General features: G+C 71.9%; 23 protein-coding genes. 14 read left to right on the top strand and 9 right to left on the bottom strand.

The features are described 5' to 3' along the window. Positions 1–174: 174 nt before the first annotated feature. The 4 genes from QRX50_RS18520 to QRX50_RS18505 all read left to right on the top strand — a co-directional run bounded on the left by QRX50_RS18520 (position 175) and on the right by QRX50_RS18505 (position 4540). A complete protein-coding gene (locus QRX50_RS18520; protein ID WP_285973187.1) occupies positions 175–1362 on the top strand; it encodes a CaiB/BaiF CoA transferase family protein in 1188 nt (395 codons plus the stop codon). Beyond that, a complete protein-coding gene (locus QRX50_RS18515; RefSeq protein ID WP_285973186.1) occupies positions 1359–2243 on the top strand; it encodes an HpcH/HpaI aldolase/citrate lyase family protein in 885 nt (294 codons plus the stop codon). Before QRX50_RS18520 ends, QRX50_RS18515 begins: the two co-directional genes overlap by 4 nt. Before the next feature lie 63 nt (positions 2244–2306). Continuing rightward, positions 2307–3128 (top strand): cyclase family protein, encoded by an 822-nt coding sequence (locus QRX50_RS18510; RefSeq protein ID WP_285973185.1) that lies wholly within the window; start codon positions 2307–2309, stop codon positions 3126–3128. After that, positions 3125–4540, top strand: coding sequence for an MmgE/PrpD family protein (locus QRX50_RS18505; RefSeq protein ID WP_285973184.1), 1416 nt, complete (start codon positions 3125–3127; stop codon positions 4538–4540). Before QRX50_RS18510 ends, QRX50_RS18505 begins: the two co-directional genes overlap by 4 nt. A gap of 64 nt (positions 4541–4604) precedes the next feature. Here the strand turns inward: QRX50_RS18505 and QRX50_RS18500 are convergent, their stop codons facing one another. Next, complete coding sequence (locus QRX50_RS18500; RefSeq protein ID WP_285973183.1) at positions 4605–5546, bottom strand: GlxA family transcriptional regulator; 942 nt, start codon at positions 5544–5546, stop codon at positions 4605–4607. Positions 5547–5639: 93 nt separating this feature from the next. On the opposite strand from QRX50_RS18500, the gene QRX50_RS18495 reads away from it, so the two are divergent. Beyond that, a complete protein-coding gene (locus QRX50_RS18495) occupies positions 5640–7244 on the top strand; it encodes a DUF885 domain-containing protein (RefSeq protein ID WP_285973182.1) in 1605 nt (534 codons plus the stop codon). 10 nt (positions 7245–7254) lie between these two features. Beyond that, complete coding sequence (locus QRX50_RS18490) at positions 7255–8187, top strand: carboxylesterase family protein (RefSeq protein ID WP_353074125.1); 933 nt, start codon at positions 7255–7257, stop codon at positions 8185–8187. On the opposite strand, the gene QRX50_RS18485 is transcribed toward QRX50_RS18490, so the two are convergent. The 4 genes from QRX50_RS18485 to nthB form a co-directional block, all read right to left on the bottom strand. After that, positions 8135–8593 carry a MarR family winged helix-turn-helix transcriptional regulator gene (locus QRX50_RS18485; protein ID WP_285973180.1) on the bottom strand — a complete coding sequence of 153 codons (459 nt, stop codon included), beginning with the start codon at positions 8591–8593 and terminating at the stop codon, positions 8135–8137. The two genes, QRX50_RS18490 and QRX50_RS18485, sit on opposite strands and share 53 nt — an antisense overlap. 73 nt (positions 8594–8666) lie before the next feature. Then, entirely contained in the window at positions 8667–8999 is a 333-nt protein-coding gene (locus QRX50_RS18480; RefSeq protein WP_285973179.1) for a nitrile hydratase accessory protein, read from the bottom strand. 10 nt (positions 9000–9009) lie between these two features. Continuing rightward, positions 9010–9630, bottom strand: a complete 621-nt coding sequence (nthA, locus tag QRX50_RS18475) for a nitrile hydratase subunit alpha (RefSeq protein WP_285973178.1) — start codon at positions 9628–9630, stop codon at positions 9010–9012. After that, positions 9627–10391 carry a nitrile hydratase subunit beta gene (nthB, locus tag QRX50_RS18470; protein WP_285973177.1) on the bottom strand — a complete coding sequence of 255 codons (765 nt, stop codon included), beginning with the start codon at positions 10389–10391 and terminating at the stop codon, positions 9627–9629. Before nthB ends, nthA begins: the two co-directional genes overlap by 4 nt. Before the next feature lie 122 nt (positions 10392–10513). On the opposite strand from nthB, the gene QRX50_RS18465 reads away from it, so the two are divergent. Next, positions 10514–11440, top strand: coding sequence for a GlxA family transcriptional regulator (locus QRX50_RS18465; RefSeq protein ID WP_285973176.1), 927 nt, complete (start codon positions 10514–10516; stop codon positions 11438–11440). A gap of 228 nt (positions 11441–11668) precedes the next feature. Here QRX50_RS18465 and QRX50_RS18460 read toward each other — a convergent pair whose 3' ends face one another. After that, on the bottom strand, positions 11669–12091 hold the full coding sequence (locus QRX50_RS18460) for a Fur family transcriptional regulator (RefSeq protein ID WP_285973175.1): 423 nt from the start codon (positions 12089–12091) through the stop codon (positions 11669–11671). 161 nt (positions 12092–12252) lie between these two features. On the opposite strand from QRX50_RS18460, the gene QRX50_RS18455 reads away from it, so the two are divergent. The 6 genes from QRX50_RS18455 (at position 12253) to QRX50_RS18430 (ending at position 16743) form a co-directional block, all read left to right on the top strand. Further along, positions 12253–12678, top strand: a complete 426-nt coding sequence (locus tag QRX50_RS18455; protein WP_285973174.1) for a Fur family transcriptional regulator — start codon at positions 12253–12255, stop codon at positions 12676–12678. A 110-nt stretch (positions 12679–12788) separates the two neighbouring features. Further along, positions 12789–13319 (top strand): hypothetical protein, encoded by a 531-nt coding sequence (locus QRX50_RS18450; RefSeq protein ID WP_285973173.1) that lies wholly within the window; start codon positions 12789–12791, stop codon positions 13317–13319. After that, positions 13316–14272 (top strand): hypothetical protein, encoded by a 957-nt coding sequence (locus tag QRX50_RS18445; protein WP_285973172.1) that lies wholly within the window; start codon positions 13316–13318, stop codon positions 14270–14272. Before QRX50_RS18450 ends, QRX50_RS18445 begins: the two co-directional genes overlap by 4 nt. Before the next feature lie 5 nt (positions 14273–14277). Beyond that, positions 14278–14469 carry a hypothetical protein gene (locus QRX50_RS18440; protein ID WP_285973171.1) on the top strand — a complete coding sequence of 64 codons (192 nt, stop codon included), beginning with the start codon at positions 14278–14280 and terminating at the stop codon, positions 14467–14469. A gap of 55 nt (positions 14470–14524) precedes the next feature. Then, entirely contained in the window at positions 14525–16126 is a 1602-nt protein-coding gene (locus QRX50_RS18435; RefSeq protein WP_285973170.1) for an ABC transporter ATP-binding protein, read from the top strand. Beyond that, positions 16123–16743, top strand: a complete 621-nt coding sequence (locus tag QRX50_RS18430) for an ABC transporter ATP-binding protein (protein WP_285973169.1) — start codon at positions 16123–16125, stop codon at positions 16741–16743. The genes QRX50_RS18435 and QRX50_RS18430 overlap by 4 nt, the downstream gene beginning before the upstream one ends. Here QRX50_RS18430 and QRX50_RS18425 read toward each other — a convergent pair. After that, positions 16737–17273, bottom strand: coding sequence for a PadR family transcriptional regulator (locus tag QRX50_RS18425; RefSeq protein ID WP_285973168.1), 537 nt, complete (start codon positions 17271–17273; stop codon positions 16737–16739). The two genes, QRX50_RS18430 and QRX50_RS18425, sit on opposite strands and share 7 nt — an antisense overlap. A 61-nt stretch (positions 17274–17334) precedes the next feature. Between QRX50_RS18425 and QRX50_RS18420 the strand changes: the two genes are divergently transcribed. Continuing rightward, positions 17335–18288: a hypothetical protein gene (locus QRX50_RS18420; protein WP_285973167.1), complete on the top strand. Its 954-nt coding sequence runs from the start codon at positions 17335–17337 to the stop codon at positions 18286–18288. Here the strand turns inward: QRX50_RS18420 and QRX50_RS18415 are convergent. Both QRX50_RS18415 and QRX50_RS18410 read right to left on the bottom strand, forming a co-directional pair. Further along, positions 18257–20065, bottom strand: a complete 1809-nt coding sequence (locus tag QRX50_RS18415; protein WP_285973166.1) for an FtsX-like permease family protein — start codon at positions 20063–20065, stop codon at positions 18257–18259. The genes QRX50_RS18420 and QRX50_RS18415 overlap by 32 nt on opposite strands. Next, on the bottom strand, positions 20062–20781 hold the full coding sequence (locus tag QRX50_RS18410) for an ABC transporter ATP-binding protein (protein ID WP_434533283.1): 720 nt from the start codon (positions 20779–20781) through the stop codon (positions 20062–20064). The genes QRX50_RS18415 and QRX50_RS18410 overlap by 4 nt, the downstream gene beginning before the upstream one ends. Between the last annotated feature and the right edge of the window lie 45 nt (positions 20782–20826).

Below are 20826 nucleotides of genomic sequence, written 5' to 3'. Positions count from 1 at the left end.
CCGGCCTCCACGTCAGGTCAATATCTGCGCATAACTTGACGGAACGCTGTGATCAGTGCGAATTTGGTGACCAGCCCGCGACAAGGGTTGGAAACATCGCGTTCACAGTTGTTCCTCCCGGCGAAACAACGAGCACGAGTCTCGGCCGCCGGATGAGAAAGGCAGGTAGGCCCCATGACGGGCGCTTTGTCCGGGATCCGGGTACTCGACACCGCCACCCTGTTCGCCGGCCCGCTGGCCGCGACGCTGCTGGGCGACTACGGCGCCGAGGTGATCAAGATCGAGCACCCGAACGGCGACCCGGTCCGCAGCCACGGCGCGCAGCGCGACGGGGTCGGCCTGTGGTGGAAGATGCTCGGCCGCGGCAAGAAGGCCATCACGCTCTACCTCGGTTCCCCCGAGGGCCAGGAGATCTTCCGCAAGCTGGTGGCCGACGCCGACGTGGTCGTGGAGAACTTCCGCCCGGGCACGCTGGAGCGCTGGGGGCTGGGCTACGACGAGCTGCGCGAGATCAACCCCGGACTGGTGCTCACGCGTGTGACCGGTTTCGGGCAGATCGGCCCCTACTCGAAGCGCCCCGGCTTCGGCACGCTCGCCGAGGCGATGAGCGGGTTCGCCGCCATCACCGGCGAGCCCGACGGCCCGCCCACGCTGCCGCCGTTCGGTCTCGCCGACGGCATCGCAGCGCTGACCACCGCGTTCGCGGTGATGACGGCACTGCGGGCGCGCGAGCAGACCGGGCGCGGGCAGGTCGTGGACCTGGCCATCATCGAACCGATCCTGACGTTGCTCGGGCCGCAGATCATCGCCTACGACCAGCTCGGCACGCTGCAGCCGCGCACCGGCAACCGCTCCACGAACAACGCGCCTCGCAACACCTACCGCACCCGTGACGGCAGCTGGGTCGCCATCTCCACGAGCGCGCAGTCGATCGCGGAACGCGTGATGCGCCTGGTCGGGCGCCCGGAGCTGGTCGACGAGCCGTGGTTCGCCACCGGTGCGGAACGCGCGAAGCACGCCGACGAGCTCGACGACGCGGTCGGCTCGTGGATCGCCGAGCGCGACCGCGACGACGTGGTGAAGGCGTTCGAAGAGGCACAGGCCGCGGTCGCGCCGATCTACACCGCCGCCGACGTGATGACCGACCCGCAGTTCGCGGCGCTCGGCAGCATCACGACCGTCGACGACGTCGAGCTCGGTCCGGTGAAGATGCAGAACGTGCTGTTCCGGCTGTCGGAGACGCCGGGCGGGATCACGTCGACCGGTGCGCCGCTCAGCGCGCACACCGCCGAGATCCTCGGCCGCTATGGCTTCGGCGAGCCGGAGCTGGCTTCGTTGCGCGAAAAAGGCGTGATCAAGTGACGGTGGTGCGCAGCTGGCTCTACGTGCCCGGCGACCGGCCCGACCGGATCGCCAAGGCGCTCGCGGGCCCGGCCGACGCCGTGGTCGTGGACCTGGAGGACGCCGTCGCGGTGGCCGCCAAGGACGAGGCGCGCCGCACCGTGGTGACGACGCTGGCCGAAGGCGCCGCGATCTATGTGCGGATCAACGCCCCCGCCACTGCCGCCGGTGAGGCAGACCTGGCCGCGCTGGCGGCGGCGGACGGCAAGCCTGCCGGGGTGCGCGTGCCCAAAGCCGAGGACCCGGACGAGCTGCGCTGCGTCGCCGACACGCTCGGCGTGGCGCTGTACCCGATCCTCGAATCGGCGCTGGGCGTGGAGAACGCGCTCGCGCTGGCCACCGCGCACCCGCTCGTCGCCGGGATTTCCCTTGGTGAAGCGGATCTCGCCGCCGACCTGCGCGTGGCCGGTGGCTCTGACAGCCCTGCGCTGGTGTGGCCGCGGTCTCGGGTGGTCGTCGCCGCGCGCGCGGCCGGGCTGCCGAGCCCGGTGCAGAGCGTGTGGACCGCCGTGCGCGACCTCGACGGATTGCGCGCGAGTACCGAAGCGGGACGCCGCGCCGGGTTTTTCGGCCGGTCGGTGATCCACCCGTCCCAGATTCCCGTGGTGCACGAGGTGTGCGCTCCCGATCCGGCGGAGACGGCGTGGGCGCGCGAGCTGCTCGGCCGCCTCGAGTCGTCGGGCGACGCCGCCTGGATCGATGACCACGGACAGTTCGTCGACGCCGCGATCGTGGCCCGCGCCCGCTGGGTGCTCGCGCTCGCGGAGTCGGGAGAAAAGCATGTTACTGATCCGGCCAAAAGTAGGCCGACCCCCGAACAGGACGCAACCGTTGCTACGTAAGGCATTCGGCCGTGGCTGTGGTCGGATTGGTAACGAACGGCACGTCGAGGAAGGCACGCACTCATGACACGTACCCAGGATCCGTTGCTGGCGGCGGTCGCCGGCGGGGTCCGGCTGATCGAGCTCGGTCAGCCGTTCTTCACCGGCATGCCCTGCTCGCCGAACCATCCCGGGTTCCGGATGACCCTGATCCGCCGCCACGGCGACATGCGCCGCCCGGACGGCGGTTCGGCGGCCAACGAGATCATCGTGACCGGCGGGCACGTCGGCACCCACATCGACGCGCTCTCGCACGTCAGCCACGACGGTGAGCTGCACGGCGGCGTCGACGCGGCCGAGGCCCAGCAGGGCGGCGTGTTCCGCACGCACGGCGCCGAGAACCTGCCCGGCCTGCTGCGCCGCGCGGTCCTGCTCGACGTCGCCGCTGTGCACGGCGTTCCCACGCTGGAGCCGGGTTACGGCGTCACGGCCGAGGACCTCGAAGCCGCCGCGAAGAGCGCGGGCACCGAGCCCGGTCCGGGTGACGTCGCGCTGATCCGCACCGGGTGGGCCCGCAACTTCGGTGACACGGCCGCGTATCTGGGCAAGGAGACCGGTGTTCCGGGCGCGGCGACTTCCGCCGCCGAGTGGCTGGCCGAGCGCAAGATCGCCGCCACCGGCTCGGACACCACGGCGTACGAGCAGATCCCGGCCGGCGCCGGACACGCGGTGCTGCCGGTGCACCGGATTCTCCTGGTGCAGTCGGGGATCTTCATCATGGAGCACCTGAACCTCGAAGCGGTGGCCGAGGAAGGCCTGTCGGAGTTCGTGTTCGTGCTGGCGCCGCTGCGGATCGTCGGCGGCACCGGCTCCCCCGTGCGTCCGCTCGCGGCGGTGACGGCATGACCCAGACCGCCATCACGCAAACGATCGTGCAGCGCGTCGCGGAGTTCGCCGCTTCCGTGCGCGCCAAGGGATTGCCCCCGGAGCTGCGCGAAGATGCCGCCCGGCGGGTGCTCGACGTGCTGGGCAACAGCCTCGCCGCTACCGGTGAACGTCCGGCCGCGGCCGTGGGCGCGCTCGTTCGGGAGTGGGGCGGCAACGGCCGGGCCACCGCGATCGGCAGTGGTGAGAAGCTGCCCGACCCGAGCGCGGCCCTGCTCAACGGCACCCTCGCGCACTCGCTCGACTTCGACGACACGCACCTGCCCTCGGTGCTGCACCCGTCGGCCTCGGTCGTGCCCGCGGCGCTCGCCGTCGCCGAATCCCGTGGTGCCACGGGCGCGCAGCTGCTCGACGCGATCGGTGTCGGCGTCGAGATCACCGTGCGGCTCGGCATGGCGGGATACGACGAGGAGCTCGGCAACTCCGTGTTCTTCGAGCACGGCCTGCACGCCACGGCGATCTGCGGCGCCCTCGGTGCCGCGGCCACCGCCGCGATGCTGTCCGATGTGGACGAATCCGGGATCGCCGACGCCATCGGCATCGCGGCCAGCATGGGCTCCGGCCTATTGGAAGCCAACCGCACCGGCGGCACGGTGAAGCGCGTGCACTGCGGCTGGGCCGCGCACGCCGCGGTGACCGCGGCCGGCATGGCGCGCCACGGCATCACCGGCCCGCCGACCGTGCTGGAGGGCCGGTTCGGCTTCCTGCAGGCGTTCTGCGGGGACCAGGCTCACGTCGACGAGATCGTCACCGGGCTCGGCACCGACTGGGAGCTGCCGGGGATCTTCTTCAAACCGTATCCCTGCAACCACTTCACGCACGCGGGCATCGACGCCGCGCGCCGGCTGCGGGCCCGGGGCGTGGATCCGGCTTCGATCACCAGTCTGGAGCTCGGCGCGCCGACGGCCGTGCTGCGCACCATCGGCGAGCCGCGTGAGGACAAGATCCACCCGAAGTCGGGTTACCACGCGGCGTTCTCCGGCCCGTACACGGTCGCGGCGGCGTTCCTCGGCGGCGGCGGGCTGGGCGTGTTCCACGAGGACTTCACCGACTCCGCGGCGGCGGACCCCGAGCGGCTCGCGTTGGCGGCCAAGGTGACGTGTGTGCCGGACTCTCGGTGTGACGAGATCTTCCCGCACCAGTTCCCCGCCGTCCTGCGGGCCCGGCTGACCGACGGGACCGAGGTGGAGGAACGCGTGGACGTGAACCGCGGCGGCCCGGACAACCCGCTGTCGGCCGACGAGCTGGCCACGAAGTTCCGCCTCAACGCCACCCGCGTGGTCTCCGCGGAGACGGCCGATCGGATCACGGAGCTGACCTACGGGCTGGCCGGCCTGGGCGACCTCTCGGAGCTGACCGGCTTGCTGCACTGATCCCCCGGCCGGGCGCGGCGGTCGCCGTCGCGTCCGGCCGGTCTCCAGTGTGCAAGGGCGCTGCTCAGCGGCGCTGGAAGCTGCCGCGGTAGGCCTGCGGGCTGGTGCCCACGATGCGTTTGAAGCGGTCGCGGAACGACGTCGGCGAACCGAAGCCGACCTGGCCCGCGATGCGGTCCACGCCGTGGTCGGTGGCTTCCAGCAGGTGCTGCGCCTGGCGGATGCGGGCACGCAGGAGCCACTGCAGCGGGCTGGTGCCGGTCTGTTCGCGGAAGCGGCGGTTGAGCGTGCGGCTGCTCATGCCGGCGTGGGCGGCGATGTCGTCGAGCGTGAGGTCTTTCGCGCAGTTCTCGTCGAGCCAGCGCAGCACCGGTTCGAGCACCGACCCGCGCGGGGTCGGCGGCTGGTCGTGGACGATGAACTGCGCCTGGCCGCCCTCGCGTTCGAGCGGCATCACCGACAGGCGGGCGGCGTCGGCGGCGACCGCGGAGCCGTGGTCGCGGCGGATGAGGTGCAGGCAGAGGTCGAGGCCCGCGGCGGCGCCGGCCGAGGTGAGGATGGCGCCGTTGTCGACGTAGAGCACGTCGGCGTCGACCTCGATCGCCGGGTAGCGGGCGGCCAGCTGCGGCGCGGCGGCCCAATGCGTGGTGGCGCGTTGCCCGTCGAGCAGACCGGTGGCGGCGAGGATGAACGCACCGGAGCAGATGGACGCGATGCGCGTGCCCCTCGCAGCGGCTGCGCGCAGGGCTTCGACGACGTCGGCGGGCACCTCTTCGAGCTCGTCGCGGCCGGGGACGATGATCGTGTCCGCTTCGGCGAGGGCTTCGAGGCCGTGCCGTGGCCGGATCGTGAAGGCACCGGCGTCGATCACCTCGGCCGGACCGCACACCCGCACCTGGTAGGCGGCGCGGCCGTCGGGCAGGCGCGTGCGGGTGAACACCTCGATGGGCGTGGCCAGATCGAACGGCACGACCTTGTCCAGGGCGAGGATCACCACGGAGTGCATGGCGAGATCCTAGTGGTCGCCGGTATTCTCGCCAAGCAGTGTGGCTTCCTGAAGTTCACACCCGCTTCGCGAAGCGGGTATAGCGTGAGCCTGGTGACGCCGATCTTCCAGCTCTCCGACGAGCACGTGACCGCGGAAGCCGCCCTCGACCCCGTGGCGGCGACGATGCGCGGGATCACCACCCCCGACCCCGCCACGCTCACCGACTTCTCGCCCGACGGGTTCGACGCCCGCGCCGACCAGGCGCGGCGGACGCTCGCGACCCTGGCCACGCTCACCCCCGAGTCGGCCGAGGACCGCATCGCGGGCGCGCACCTCAAGGAACGGCTCGAGGCCCAGCTCGCGTGGCACGACCTCGGCGAGCCGCTGCGCACCGTGAAGGCGCAGTTCGGCGTGCTGACTTCCTTGCGCGACACCGTCGACATGCTCCCGCGCACCGGCGACGACGACTGGCACGTGATCGGCGTGCGCCTGGCCGGCGTCGAGACGATGCTGGCGGCGTGGCAGACGTCGCTGCGCGCCGGCCTCGACCGCGGCCTCGTCGCCGCGCGCCGGCAAGCCCTGGAGACGGCGTCGCAGGCCGACCGGTTCGCCGGCGTCCACGAAGCCCTCGTGGCTTCCTACGGCGACGGCCCGCTCGCCCCCGACCTGCGTTCCGCCGCCGACGCCGCCCACCGTGGCTACGCCGAGCTGGCCCGCTTCCTGCGCGAGGACTACGCGCCGCGCGCGAGCACCGTCGAGGGCGTCGGCGCCGAACGCTACGCGGCCGGCGCGCGCCTGAGCCTGGGCGCGGACATCGACCTGGCCGAGGCGTACGAGTGGGGCTGGGCCGAGCTGGAGCGCATCGAGCAGGAGCTGGCGGCGGAGGCGGTCCAGGTGCGTCCGGGCGCTTCGGTCGCGGAGGCCATGGCGCTGCTCGACGATCAGTACTTTGTGGACGGTGAACCGGCCTATGTGGACTGGCTGCGCGCCGCCCACGACCGCGCGATGGCCGACGCCGCCGCCCACTTCGACATCCCGGAACCCCTGCGCGCCATCGACGTGACCATCGCCCACGGCTCCGCCTCGGGTGCGCCCTACTACACGGGCCCGAGCGAGGACGGCGTCCGCCCGGGCCGCACGTGGTGGCCGCTCGGCGGGCGATCGCGCTTCGCCGTGTGGTCGGAGCTGACCACGGTGTTCCACGAGGGCGTGCCGGGCCACCACCTGCAGATCGGCACCGCGAAGCTCGCCGCCGACCGCGTCAGCCGCTTCGCCCGCGTGCACTCCGTCAGCGGCCACGCCGAGGGCTGGGCGCTCTACGCCGAGCGCCTCGCCGACGAACTCGGCTGGTACACCCAGCCCGGCACCCGCCTCGGCATGCTCGCGGGCTCCGCCATGCGCGCCGCCCGCGTCGTCATCGACATCGGCGCGCACCTGGACCTCCCCCTGCCCGACGGTTCGCGCTGGGACTTCGACACGGCCTGCCGCGTGCTCCACGAACGCGGCCTGGCCGCCGAGCACCGCGTGCACGCCGAGGTGGTGCGCTACTTCGGCTGGCCGGGCCAGGCGATCGCGTACAAGCTGGGCGAACGCTCCTGGCTCGCCGCCCGCGCCGAAGCGGCCTCCCGCCCGGACTTCTCACTGCGGCAGTGGCACCACGACGCGCTCGCGGTGGGCCCGGTGGGCTTGGCGGCATTGCAGGAGGCGCTGCGCTGAGGCCACACCGGTGACCACCGTCCGTACCAGCTCGGGCAAGGTGCTCGGCCACCGGAGCGCGCACGGCATCACGTTCGCCGGGATTCCGTACGCGCCGACGCCGGTCGGAACGGGGCGGTTCGCCGCACCGGGGCCGAGGTGGGACGGCGTCAGGGGCGCGGCCAGAACCACCGCGCCTCAGAGACCTGGGCCGCTCGGGCGGGCCGACCTGTCGCCGGTTCTCGGGACGACGACGGCGCCAGGCGACTACCTCAGCCTCACCGTCTCCACGCCGGACCCCGGCACGAGAAACCTGCCCCTGCTCGTTTTCCTGCACGGTGGAGGCTTCGCCACCGGAACCGGCCCGGCGCCCGTGTACGCCACCGGTGCCTTTCCGCGCGACGGCGTCGTGCTGGTCACCGTGAACTACCGGCTCGGCGCGATCGGCTGGCTCGACTTGCCTGGCGCGCCCGCCAATCGTGGGCTGCTCGACGTGCTGGCCGCTCTCGAATGGATCAACGCGAACATCACGAACTTCGGCGGGAACCCCGGCAACGTCACCGTCGGCGGGCAGTCAGAGCGGTCACGCCCTGTGCTGCCACCCGCCCGAGCGCACCGCGGTCACCACGCGAGCGTTCGGGGAAGCCAACGAAAACCTGGGCACTTACACGTACGATTTCCGCTGGCGCTCACCGGCGTTCGACGGCCACCTCGGGGCGTGTCACTGCGTCGAGCTGCCCTTCGTCTTCGACTGTGTCGATCTTCCCGGCCTGCGCGGCGAACGCGCGCTGCTCGGCCCCGACGAATCACCCGCAGATCTCGCCCGAACCACCCACAACGCGTGGGTTTCCTTCATCGCCCGGGGAAACCCCGGCTGGGCCGGGCCCGGCCCACACCGGATCGGCCGAGCATCACACCGTGCGTTTCCGCTGGTGTTCCACCACATCCAGCAACACCGTCTTGAACTGCGTATAAACCTCACGCCCCAGCCGGCGCGCGTGGCGTTCCTGTAAAGCCGTCATGATCCGGCCCGCCGCGCGCATCTCGGCCAGCCCGCGCTCGGTCGGGCAGATCAGCTTCGCGCGGCGGTCGGCGGGGTCCGGGCGGCGCTGGACGTACCCGAGGGACTCCAGCTCGTCGATCATCGTCCCGATCACCTGTTTGTGCTGCCCCGAAAGGCGCGAAAGCTCGGTCGCCCGGACCCCCTCGGTGTCCAGATAGGCGAGCACGGCGCCGTGGCGTGGGTGGAGGTCGGCGAAGCCCTGGGCGGCCAGGGAGGTGAAGAGCTCGTGCTGCACGGCGAAGAGCAGCCGCCCGGCGAGGACGCCCAGGTCGGGGTTCGATTCGTTCTTCTCGGCCCGGCTGACCAACCCTGCCGCCTCCTCCGCGTCGTCCGGCAGCGAGGCCCCGCTCGCCCGGTGAGGAGGAAGTCTAGGCGAACGCTCAGTCGCGGTCCTCGGGGTTGACGTACCCCTCTTCGAGCAGGCCGTGGCGCCGCACGACGGTGTCGAGCGCCGTCACCCAGTGCCGGTAGTACTCCCAGCGGCCCTTTTCGTCGTCGGGTGCGGATTGCCACGAGCCGATGGCCGCGATCAGCTCGCGCTGGAAGTCCTCCCACGCGTAGTGGCCGAACTCCGAGAGCGCCACCGCCAGGCCGAACGCGCGCCGCTGCCACTCCGCGTCGAACACCGGCTGCTCGAGGTCCGATGAGCACGACGAGTGGAACTTGACGTGCCCGGTCTCGTCGTAGTTCAGCGTGCTGATGTCGATTGCCACGCCCGCCCCCTCACGCCGCCGGGCCCGGAAGGGCCACGCCGATCATCGACTCCGTCGTCACGAGCTCCGCGAGCTGTTCCTCGCTCCAGCCCTCCGTGCCCGAAGGCCGCGCGGGCACCACGAACCACCGCGAGTGCCCGCTCGAATCCCACACGCGCACCTCGGTGTCGTCGTCGAGCTCCACGCCCAGCTCAGCCAGCACCACCCGCGGCTCGCGCGCCGCCCGGGCGCGGAACACCGGGTCCTTGTACCAGTACGGCGGCAGCCCCAGCACCGGCCACGGGAAGCACGAGCACAGCGAGCAGATCACCAGGTTGTGCACGCCGGGCTCGTTGACCACGGCCGCGATGTGCTCACCCTCGGCGCCGGCCATGCCCTCGGGCAGGTCCAGCTGCGCGATCGCCTTCGGGGTGTCCGTGGCCAGCAGCCGCGCGAACTCCGGGTCGACCCACGCGCGGGCCACGATCTTCTTGCCGTTGAGCGGCGTCATCTCCGACTCGAAGTAGCCGAGCACCTTGTCCACAGTGGACCCGGTGATCACGCCCTTCTCGATCAGGAGCGCCTCGAGCGCCTTCACTTGCGCGGCGCTCGCCTCCTCGCGGTCGTCGGGGTAGGCGAACAGCTCGCTCATCGGTTTCCGTCCCTCGTCGATCCGGCGGACAAGTAGGTCTCGTACAGCTCCGCGTACAGCGGGCCGGCCGCGCGTTCGGTTTCCTCGCCCCACAGCTCGTCGGGCTCGAACCGCACGATGTACACCGACATGGGCTGCCCGAGCCCGTCGCCGCCGGTCGAGACGAAGTACGAGTAGTTGCCCTCGAACACCCGCTCCACGCGGCCGCGGTGCCCGCGCAGGTAACCGGGCAGCCGCGTGTGCTCCGTGGCCGGCGGGTTGCGCACCACAACCTCGTCTCCCACCGCGAACGCCGGCGTGGCCGGGCCGCGCCTCGGTGTGTCGCCGCGGCGCAGGTAGTCGAGCACCTGCTCGTCGACGGCTTCGGCGTCGCGATCCGGCAGCTGCGCCTGCGGCTGCTCGCGGAAGCGCTCCGTGGCGGCATCCAGCTCCTCCTGCGTCAGGTAACCCTGCTCGACGAGGTACGCGCTGATACCGCCCAGCCACTTCTCGTAGTAGCGGAACTTGAAATACTCGAACGGGTGCATCGCCTCCGCGCCCGAGCGCAGGTGGGCCCACGTCCACGTGGTGTTGAACGTGGTGGGCACCGCGTCGAGGTCGTAGCCGGGGACGGAGTCGCGCAGCGAAGCGCTCAGCCCCATCATCGCCGCGTGGATGCCGAAGATGCGCTTCTCCCAGTCTTCGACGAACACGCGCTTCTCGTAGTCCAACGGGAAACCCTCGAGGCCTTCGAGACCGCCGAGACCGTGTTGCAGCTTCATCCTGGGGCACCGCCTTCGCGTCGTCCGAGAAGAAGCTAACACCGCGTAACCGGCCGGAAGCAGACACGCAGCCCACACATCCGGCCCTTTCCTGTCGCCGGGGGCCGTCGTAGATTCCCTGGGTGGGCCTGTCGAGACCGTCGGTCCCGGTCGCCGTCCTCGTGTTCGACGGCGTCCGGCTGCTCGACGTGACCGGGCCCCTGGAGGTGTTCGACGTCGCCGCCGAGCTCGGCACCGGCTACGTCGTCACGATGTGTTCCCCGGACGGGCACGACATCACCACGTCGAGCGGCTTGCGCATCGGCGTCGACCGGGCCGCGGCCGAGGTCACCGACGTCGACACGCTGGTCGTCCCCGGCGGCGAGTGCCTCGTGAAACCCGGCGCGAACGCCGAGCTGCTCACCTCGATCCGGCACCTCTCGCGCGGCGCCCGGCGCGTGACATCGGTGTGCGCGGGCGCGTTCGCGCTCGGCGCCGCGGGTTTGCTCGACGGCCGCCGCGCCACCACCCACTGGCGCCACGCCGACACGCTGCAGGAGCGCTACCCCGCCGTCGAGGTCGACCCCGAGGCGATCTACGTGCGCGACGGTCGCGTGCTCACCTCCGCCGGCGTCAGCTCCGGCATCGACCTCGCGCTCGCGCTCGTGGAGGAGGACGCCGGCGACGTCCTGGCCCACGAGATCGCACGCGAGCTGGTGGTGTTCATGCGCCGCCGCGGCGCGCAGCCCCAGCTCTCCGTGCCCGCCCGCACACCGCGCCCGCGCCGCGACATCGTCCGTGCGCTCTGCGACGAGGTCGCCGCCGATCCGGCTGGTGACCACTGCCTCACGAGCATGGCGCAGCGCGCCGGCCTCAGCACGCGCCACCTGTCGCGGCTGTTCAAGGAAGGCACCGGGCAGACACCGGCCACCTACGTCGCCGCCGTGCGCCGGGAAGCGGCGATCGCCTTGGTGATGAGCGGCGAAACCGTGGCCGCGGCGGCGCGGCGCAGCGGGCTGGGCAGCGACGAGACACTGCGCCGCCACCTGCGGGCGCAGCCGGGCGACTAGAGCCGGCTGTTGATCTTCGGGGCTTCCGCCACAGTGCGGAGCCGGTCCCGGCGGGCGTTGTTGCCCAGCCGTACCGCGTGGCTCAAGGCCGACGATTACCGGCCATTTCCGGAACAGTGATATCCGCGAACGCGGAATCCCCTCTTAATAGATTCGCAGTCGCCTCGAATTGGACGGGCGCCGAATTGCGGTGACCGCCGGCGGCCGTCAGTCCGTTGTGGACGAAGATCACTCAGCAGCGGCGCACGCGTCGCACACGCCCCACCACGTCACCTCGGCCGCTTCGACACGGAAGCCGGGCGCGGTGACCGGGTCGAGGCACGGCGGGGCGCCGACCGCGCACGGCACGTCCTGGATCGCACCGCAGCCGCGGCACACGAGGTGGTGGTGGTTGTCGTGCCGCTGCGGCTCGAAGCGCGCGGGTGAGCCCGCGGGTTCCAGCGAACGCAGCAGATCGGCCGAGACGAGGTCTTCGAGCACGTTGTACAAGCCCTGGCGGGACAGCCCACCGGCCACGCCGTCGGCTTCGAGGTCCACGGCGAGCTCGGTCGCCGTCGAATGCGGGTGCCGCTCGACCGCGGCCAGCACCGCTCGCCGCTGCGGCGTGTTGCGCAGCCCTACCCGGCGCAACCGCACCCCGAACGCATCCATGCCCGCAGCGTACCCCAGAATGGACTGCATCAAGTCTGGCGTGGAGAAGCTCACAGGTGACCCGCCGAACCCTTGCCTACCTGCCACTACGCCACTGAGTGACCCACATTTGACTCCATCTGACAATTGACTGCATCAACTCTAGGCACTAGAAAGGTCTTGTGCCCACGACTCCCACGCTCCCCCAGCCGTCGCCCGGCCGCCTCGACGCCGAGGCCCGCCTGCGCCGCGCCGGCCTGCGCGTGACCACCGCCCGCCAGGTCGTGCTCGAAACCCTCGCCGAGCAGCCGCACACCACCGTCGCCGAGCTGCTCCCCCACGTCCGCGACCGCCTCCGCTTCGCCTCCACCCGGGCGATCCACGACGTCCTCGCCACCGGTGTGTCGGCCGGGCTCGTCCGCCGCTTCGACACCGTCGGCGTCGCCCAGCGCTACGAGCTGACCGGGCCCGAACACGGCCACCTGCTGTGCACGAACTGCGGCCGCCTCGACTCCGTCGGCACGGCCGAAGCCACCGGCGCGCCGATCCTCACCGGCGTGTGCTCGCACTGCGCCCCCGACGGGCACGCGCACCCCGAAGCCCGCTGAGCGGGATTCCGCCACAGCCCGTCGTCGCGCGGGCGCGGTCGGCCAGCCTGCCGTTTCGAAACGATCTCGGCGCACCCTGACCGGCAAACGCTTGTGTGAAACTCCTCGACATGCCGAGGAGGGGGTTGCCCACGCCGTGGTCGCGGGCCTTGCGAACGGGGTGGCGCAATCCGGCGGTGGTGATCGCCGTCGCGGCGGCCGCGGTTCTGGTGGCGCTTCCCGCCACAGCCGTCGCACCGTTCCTTTCGGCGGCGGGCAACGCGACACTGCAGCAGCAGACGTCTCTGGCGTGCGGCTGGGCGGTCGGCGCGCAGTGGCAGGGCGGCCTGCCGATGCAGCAGCGCGACCCCGCCGTGGCCGAGCAGGTCGGGAAGACTCTTTACGACACCCGCGCGAAGCTGGCCGGCCAGGCCACCGCCGACGTGCCGCGGGCTTCGGCGCCGGTGTCGACCGTGGTCTCCGGCGCGTCGGTGGAAACGGCGACAGGCACGCCGGCGCACCCCGAGCAAACGGTCGTCAACCTCATCTCACGCACCGGCTTCCAGGACCACATCCAGGTCGTCCAGCGCGGGACCGGGCCGGGCATCTGGCTGCCGGACCAGTTCGCGGCGCTCAAGAACCTCCACGCGGCGACCTCGTGACCGTCCGCGGCGGCTCCCGCAACGACCTCAAGCCCACCGGCAAAGCCACCGCGCCCGAAGGCGGCAGCACGTCGACGATGCGCGTCGCCGGGATCTACCGCGACCTGCGTTCGCTACCGGACCAGCAGTACTGGTGCAGCCTCGTCGGCCTCTACCGCGGCAGCCCGCTGTCGAGCACCGGCCCCTATCCGGTGGCACTCGTGTCTCCGGACGACTTCTTCCACATCGCCACACCGGACTCCGGCGCGCAGAACCTGGTGGAGAGCTCCGTCGACACCACGGAGATGACCACGGCGAGCGCGCCGCCCGTGGTGGCCGGGCTGGAGCACGTCCGCGCCCGCACCGAGAATCCCGACGACCCGCTCGGGCAGGCGTTCCACCGCTTCGGCAGCACGGAGTACACGTCTTCGCTGGGCGGCATGGTGGTGCGCGCCGACCAGGTGACCACCCCGCTGGCCACCACCGTCGTGCCGATGGGCGTGGTCGGCGCGCTGGCCGGGCTGGTGATCGCCGCAGCAGCGGGCTCGTTCTGGGTGGACCGGTGCCGCGCGGAGCTCGCGGTGCTGTCCTCGCGTGGGGTGGGACCGTTCGCGCTGGTGGGCAAAGCGGTGCTGGAGGTCGGCACGATCGTGGTGCTCGGCAGTGTCGCGGGCTGGTTCCTCGCGCGCTACCTGGTGGCGGCGCTGGGGCCGAGCCCGCTCGTCACCCCCGGCGCGCTGGTCGGATCGGTGCTCGGCGCCGCCGCCGCACTGCTGGTGACGCTGGGCGCGATCGCGTTTCCAGCGGGCGCCGGATCACCGCGTTGTTCGACGCGCGCACCACCCGCCGCCGCAACTGGCCGTGGGAGCTGCTGCCGCTTGGCGCGGCGCTTGTCTGTTATTTCGTGCTCGCTGACGATCCGGAAGCCGGTGTCGGTGCGGCGGGGACCGTCGCGCGGATCCCGCCCCGGCTGATCGTGGTGCCGCTGTTGCTGGTGATCGGCTTGGCTCTGCTGGCCGCGCGCATCGTCCGGTTCTCCGTGGTACGCCTGCGCCCGGTGTCGCTGTCGCGGGCAGTGGCGTTCCTGTCGTGGCGGCGGCTCGCGTCCGCGCCGGCCGCAGCGGCCGTGCTGATCGGCGCGACGGCGATCCCGATCGCGCTGTCGGTCTAACGCGACCACGGTCACCGGCTCCGTCGAGCGCACGCTGCACGCCGAAGGCCAGCTCGTGGTCGGCACCGACGTGGTCGTCGACCTGACCGGGCCCACGCAGGCGCCGCCCGGGTTCCCGGCGAGCTTCGTCGAGCGCTACGACTCCGGCACGGTCGGGCACACCACCGGCAACGTCCTCGGCGTCGACCCCGCGTCGTTCACCAGCACCGCCTTCTGGGACAACCTCCTGCCCGGTCCGACCCTCGACTACCTGATCGCCGGCCTGAACGCACCCGGCGCACCGGCCGGCGTGCTGGCCGGGATCCCCGGGGTGTCCGGGCCGACGCAGGTGGAGATCAACGGCCACCCCGTCGACTTCTCCGTCACGAGCGTCGCGCAGCTGCCCGGGAAGAGCGCCGGGGTCCCGCTGATGTTCGTCCGCCGCGACGTGCTCACCCGGCTGGCAGGTAAGAACCTGCACCACGAGCTGTGGCTGCGCGGCGACCCGGCGCGGATCGTGCCCGCGCTGTCCGCCGCGCATGTACCCGTCGGCACGCCGAGCCAGGCCCAGGACGTGACTGCCAACGGTGTCTACGCGGCGATCACCTACACGTTCCTGTTCCTCACCGCGGTGTCCGTGCTGGCCGGCGCGATCGTCCTCGTGGGGCTGTTGCTGTACCTGAATTCGCGGGCCCGGGCGCGGCGCAGCGCGTACTTGTTGTTGCGGCGCATGGACATCGGGCCCCGCTCCCACTGGCGGGCCCTGCTCTACGAAGTCGGCGGCCTGCTGGCCACCGGCTTCGTCGCAGGCCTCGGCTTCGCCGCGATCGCCGTCGCCATCACCAGCGCCGGCTACGACCTCGACCCCGCCGCCGCGCCCGGCACCCTGATCGCCGCTCCGTGGTCGCTCACCGCGCGCCTCGCCGCGGCGACCCTGCTGGCCGCCGTGCTCGCCACCCTCACCGCCCAGCGCGCCGTCTCGCGCGCCCCCCTTCGGAGGTGCTGCGTGACACGAACTGACGCGCTGCGGTGCGAAGACGTGCACCAGACCTACCGGACCGCGACGCACGACGTCGTTGCCCTGCAAGAGGTTTCGGTGTACGCGGCCCGCGGCCGGGTCACCGCGCTCGTCGGACCGTCCGGCTCCGGGAAGTCGACGCTGCTGTGGATCCTCGCCTGTCTCGAACGTCCCGTCCGCGGCCGCGTCGAGGTCGACGGCGTCGACGCGACGGCGTTGTCGGCCCGCGGCCGCCGGGGGCTGCGCCGGAAACGGCTCGGCTACGTCTTCCAGAACCCCGTCGACAACCTGCTCGGTTACCTCACCGTCGACGAGCACCTCGAACTCGCCGCCCGCCTGCGCGGCACCGGCACCCCGTCGAGCGAGCTGCTCGCCACCCTCGGCCTCGGGCACCGCGGCGACAGCAGACCCAGCGGCCTGTCCGGCGGCGAACAGCAACGCGTCGCCCTCGCCCTCGCCTTCGCGGCCGCCGGCGACCCGGCCGCGCTGCTCGCCGACGAACCCACGGCCCAGCTCGACCGCGCGTCGGCCCACCTCGTCGGCGACGCCGTTCGCCGGCTGGCGGCCCTCGGGCAGGCCATCGTGGTCGCCACTCACGACCCCGAGCTGGTCACCGTGGCCGACGACGTGATCGAACTCGTGGACGGACGCATCCGATGACCGTGCTGACGCTCACCGACGTCTCGAAGAGCTACCGCCGCACGCAGGTGCTGCGCCCGATCAGCTTCGAGCTGCGGCCCGGCGAACTGGTGGCGTTGACCGGCCCTTCGGGTTCCGGCAAGAGCACGCTGCTGATGATCGCCGGCGGCTGGGAAACCCCGGACACCGGCAGTGTCACGCCGGGGTCGTTGCTGCCGGACGTCCCTCTGGCCCGAATGCCGTGGCAGCACCTGGGTTTCGTGCCGCAGTCCATCGGGTTGTTCGACCAGCTGACGGTCGCCGACAACCTCGCCTTAGCCGCCCGCACCGGCGGCAACGCCGACCTCGCCAAGCTGCTGGAAACCCTCGACCTCGCCAAGTTCGCCGACCGCCTCCCCACCGAAATCAGCCGTGGGGAACAACAACGCGCCGCCGTCGGCCGCGCCCTCGCCACCGCGCCGACTCTCGTGCTCGCCGACGAACCCACGTCACACCAGGACCGCACCCACGCCGAAGTCGTCCTCGCCCGCCTGCGCACCGCCGCCGACGAGGGCGCCGCCGTGCTCGTTGCCAGCCACGACCCCCTGCTGGCCGCGCACACCGACCGCACGATCTCGTTGACGGGCGCCGGTCACTGAGGCCAGGCGAGCTCGCCGTCGCCGATGCGGTCCGCCGTGCCCTCGAGCCACTCGACGTCGTGGTGCAGCCGCGACAGCAGGTAGTGGGCCTCGATCATGTGGACCTCGAGTGTGGCCGCTTCGCGCGTGACTGTTTCGAGCCCCTCGATCTCCTCGCGGACGAGCTCGATCCGCTCGCGCAGCACGGCTTGCGCTTCCGCCGGCGGCAGAATCCCGAGGTACGCCAACGCCGTCACGAACGGCGGCCCACCGGTCAGATCCGCACCGAGCTGCTTGCGCACACGCTCGGCCAGCGCCGCCACGCCGTCGTCGGTCACCGCGAGCACGTCGCGCTCGGCACCGCCCGTCGCGGCGACCCAGCCTTCGGCCGTGAGCCGCTCCAGCAGCGTGTAGACGGTCGCGTTGCGCACTTCGAGGTAGCCGTAGCGGCCGCGGACTTCGCTGAACACCGCGTACGCGTGGCGTGGCTGCTCCACGAGCAGGCCGAGGATCGGCAGCACCAACGGGTTGTCGAGCGCGTTCTTGGGCACGCTTGAACATTACCCCATTGCCCGTATACGGTTAGCCGTATACGGCTATGAGGAGGTACCTGTGATCTTCGGGATCTGGCCCGGTGTCGTCGACGCCGACCTGGTCGAGTTGAAGCCGCTGCCCTGCCCACCGGAAGACCCGGGCGCGACGTTGGCGGCTTTGAAAGAACTCCAAGGGGAAGCGCCGCACTTCTACGTCCGCTGCTACCGGCACTTCGGGAACGAGTGGCGCCGGACGCCCGAACGGCCCGAGCTGTACACGGGCGACGGCCGGCTGATCGACCTGGTCGCGTGTTACCAGAGCCGCGAACCCGACCCGGCGGCCTTCGCCGGCTTCGTACGCCAAGCCGTCCGCGACGTCGCCGCGTGGGGCGGCGGCAAGGTGCAGGTCGGTGAGGAGCTCAACGTGCCGGCTCCGCTCGACGGCGGCAGCCCGAGTTGCTTCGAAGCCGTCGGCGCCGGCGTCGCCGCGGCCTTCGACGAACGCGAGCGCCTCGGCGCCGACGTCGAGATCGGAGTGAACTCGGCGGGTCCCGCCGACCCGGCGTTCTGGGGCCGGCTGGCCTCGGCGATCGGCCCGGACCACCTGGCGCGCCTGGACTTCGTCGGCCTGGACCTCTTCCCCGACGTCTTCCGCCGCATCCCGCACGACCGGCTCGCCGGCGCCGTGACGGTCCTGCTCACGGGATTCCGCTCGGTCACTACAGAGGCCGGCGTCCCGACGACCACGCCCATCCACATCACCGAAACGGGCTGGCCCACCGGCGACGACCGGGAGGAGGCGACCCAGCGCGTCGTCCTCGAGACCGTCGCGAACACCATTGTGGACTCGAGCGTCGGCGTTGCGGCGTATGAGTTCTTCGGACTTCGCGACACCCGCACCGACGCTGGGTGGACCAGCGGCTTCGGGCTGCTGCGTGACGACTACTCTCGCAAGCCGGCGTTTGCCGCCATCCGCGACCTCATCGTCGCGCGCTCCACCGTCAGCCGTCGGTCCGCCCCGCAGCCGGGCTGACGCGCGCGGCTCGGCGGGCCGGAACCAAGCCCGCCGCCGCGCTCAGCACCACCAGAGCCACGACGACCGCGGCCAGCGGGAGGACCGGGACACGCAGCGGCCAGTCCTCGCCGAGAGCCAAGACGGCGAGCCACGCGTGCACCAGGCCGATCACCAGGCCCAGGACGGAACCGAGGAGACCGTAGACGGCGGATTCGAGCGTGATCATCGTCCGTAGCCGGCGCCGCGACAGGCCGATGGCACGCAGCAGGGCCGACTCGCGCACGCGCTCCAGGACCGAGAGCGAAGTGGTCGCACCGATCCCGACCACGGCGATCACCAGTGTCAGCGCGAGCAACACCACCGCGAGCACCGACAACGACCCCAGCCAGCTCTCCTTCTTCTCCCGCGACTGGGCCAGTGACTCGACCTGGATGTCGTTGCCGGCGGGTACGGCGCGCTCGCTGCCATCGGCGAGGAAACCGTCGAGCTCGGCCGGCGCGCCGAGTGCGTCGAGCACGTCACTCCCGAGCACCGCGCTCCCCAGCGGCACTGAGCCGTGCAGGGTGCCCCCGACCGTCACCTCGACCGACCGGCCACGCGCTTCGAGCCGGAGGTGCTCGCCGGCGGACACGTGCAACGTGCGGGCGAGCGCGCCGCCCAGCACCACGCCGTGCAGGGACCCGGTCGCCACGTCGAGCCGGTCCGCCGTCGGCAGGTCCGGCAGAGTCACGTCGGTCGAGCCCGCGACGATGTGGTCCGTCGCGCTGGTGAACCCCACGTCGAGGCGCCGGTAACCGAGCACGTGCCGGAGACCGGCGGCACGCAGGGTTTCCTCGTAGCCGGAGGGAAAGCTGCCGGTGAGTTCCAGATCCGTCGGGTACGAGGAGGCCATCTCGGTCTCCCCGTTGGCTCGCATGCTCGCGGCGCCGGCGAGGCTGCCGATCACCACCGAGACCCCGAGCGCGACCGACATGGTCACCGCCGCGGCCCGGCGCGGCGCGCCGCCCACTCCGGACACCGCCAGCCGCCCGACGGCCCCGAACCGGCGCGTCAGAAGACCTGCCACCCGGAGCAGACCAGGCATCAGCACCGACCCGAAGCAGGCGAACGCGCAGAAGAACAGGGCCGCGCTCAACACCGTCCGGGTCAGCAGGCTCTCCGTCACGCCGGCCGGGCGCGCGTCGTCGCCCAGCCCGCTCATCAGCGTGCTGACCAGGAGGACCACGGCACCCAGCAGCGCGAGCGCGCCGGCGACCAGCCGCACCCGACGCACACCGTCGTCCTGCACCGACGATTCCCGCAACGCCTGCAAGGGCGCCACCCCGGACGCCGCGACGGCCGGGGAAACCACGGCCAGCGCGGTGATCCCCGCGCCGCCGAACGCCACCGCGACAGCCCCCGCCCAGGGGAATTCCGGCGCGGGCAAGCCGGCGAGCGGAGCCGCGCTGCCGACCGCGAACGCGGCGAGCACACCCGCACCCGAGGCCAGCAAGCCCGTCACCACCCCTTCGCCGATCATCCGCACCGCGACCCGGCCGCGGCCCGCGCCCAGCAGCCGCAGCAGTGCCAGCTCCCCCGTGCGCTGGGCGAAGGTGATGCGGAAGACCGTGGTCGCGACGAGAACGGCGGTGAGTGCGGCCACGAGCACGAACGCGGCGAGCACCGCCGAGATCTGGTCGAGGTGACCGACGTGTCCGCGAGCCAGCGTCGCCGCCGTGATCCCCTGGGCCAGCACGGCGCCGAAGGCGAAGAACGCCGCGAAACCGATGGCCACGACTGGCAGGAAGCGCTTCACTCGGAGACCTTCCCGTCGGCCATGTGCACGACCCGGTCCGCGTGCCCCGCCGCGCGCTCGTCGTGCGTCACCATGACCACCGTCTGCCCGAACTCGCGCACGCAGTGGCGCAGCAGCGTGAGGACTTCGGTGCCCGCGGTGGAATCGAGGCTGCCCGTGGGCTCGTCGGCGAACACGACGTCCGGTCGCGTCACGAGCGCCCGCGCGAGCGCGACGCGCTGCTGCTGACCGCCCGACAGCTCCGCGGGCCGGTGCGCGAGCCGCTCGCGCAGCCCCAGGAACTCCGTGAGCGTCGAGAACCAGGCCTGGTCCGCCTTCCGCCCGGCCAGCCGCAACGGCAGCACGATGTTGTCCTGCGCGCTCATCGACGGCAGGAGGTTGAACGCCTGGAACACGAACCCGATCCGATCCCGGCGCACCGCCGTCAGGACCCGGTCGGGCTGCCCCGCCAGGTCGAGCGAGCCGACGAACACGTGTCCCGACGTCGGCGTCTCCAGGCCGGCCAGGCAGTGCATCAACGTCGACTTCCCGGATCCCGACGGCCCCATGATCGCGCTGAACGCGCCGGCCTCGAACGAAACGCTGACGTCGTCGAGGGCCCGCACGGCGGCCGCGCCGGTGCCGTAGAGCTTGGTCAGCTCACGCGCGGCCACGGCGGCTTCAGTGGTGAACGGTTTCACGACCGCGATCGTCGTCGGCCTTGTCCGGCGCGCCATCTGCCGTAAGCACGAACCACCTCGGCCGATCGGCTGATCTCTGTG

The organism is Amycolatopsis sp. 2-15, from assembly GCF_030285625.1.
GTDB classification, from domain to species: Bacteria; Actinomycetota; Actinomycetes; order Mycobacteriales; family Pseudonocardiaceae; genus Amycolatopsis; species Amycolatopsis carbonis.
The sequence above is the reverse complement of the archived record's forward strand: the minus strand, read 5'-3'. Positions and strand labels throughout refer to the sequence as shown.

Bases quoted from the DNA above. Each gene is read 5' to 3' on its own strand.
- QRX50_RS18520 (WP_285973187.1), top strand. From the start codon at position 175: ATGACGGGCGCTTTGTCCGGGATCCGGGTACTCGACACCGCCACCCTG.
- QRX50_RS18510 (WP_285973185.1), top strand. From the start codon at position 2,307: ATGACACGTACCCAGGATCCGTTGCTGGCGGCGGTCGCCGGCGGGGTC.
- QRX50_RS18505 (WP_285973184.1), top strand. From the start codon at position 3,125: ATGACCCAGACCGCCATCACGCAAACGATCGTGCAGCGCGTCGCGGAG.
- QRX50_RS18500 (WP_285973183.1), bottom strand. From the start codon at position 5,546: ATGCACTCCGTGGTGATCCTCGCCCTGGACAAGGTCGTGCCGTTCGAT.
- nthA (WP_285973178.1), bottom strand. From the start codon at position 9,630: ATGAGCGAGCTGTTCGCCTACCCCGACGACCGCGAGGAGGCGAGCGCC.
- nthB (WP_285973177.1), bottom strand. From the start codon at position 10,391: ATGAAGCTGCAACACGGTCTCGGCGGTCTCGAAGGCCTCGAGGGTTTC.
- QRX50_RS18460 (WP_285973175.1), bottom strand. From the start codon at position 12,091: ATGGATGCGTTCGGGGTGCGGTTGCGCCGGGTAGGGCTGCGCAACACG.
- QRX50_RS18450 (WP_285973173.1), top strand. From the start codon at position 12,789: ATGCCGAGGAGGGGGTTGCCCACGCCGTGGTCGCGGGCCTTGCGAACG.
- QRX50_RS18430 (WP_285973169.1), top strand. From the start codon at position 16,123: ATGACCGTGCTGACGCTCACCGACGTCTCGAAGAGCTACCGCCGCACG.
- QRX50_RS18410 (WP_434533283.1), bottom strand. From the start codon at position 20,781: ATGGCGCGCCGGACAAGGCCGACGACGATCGCGGTCGTGAAACCGTTC.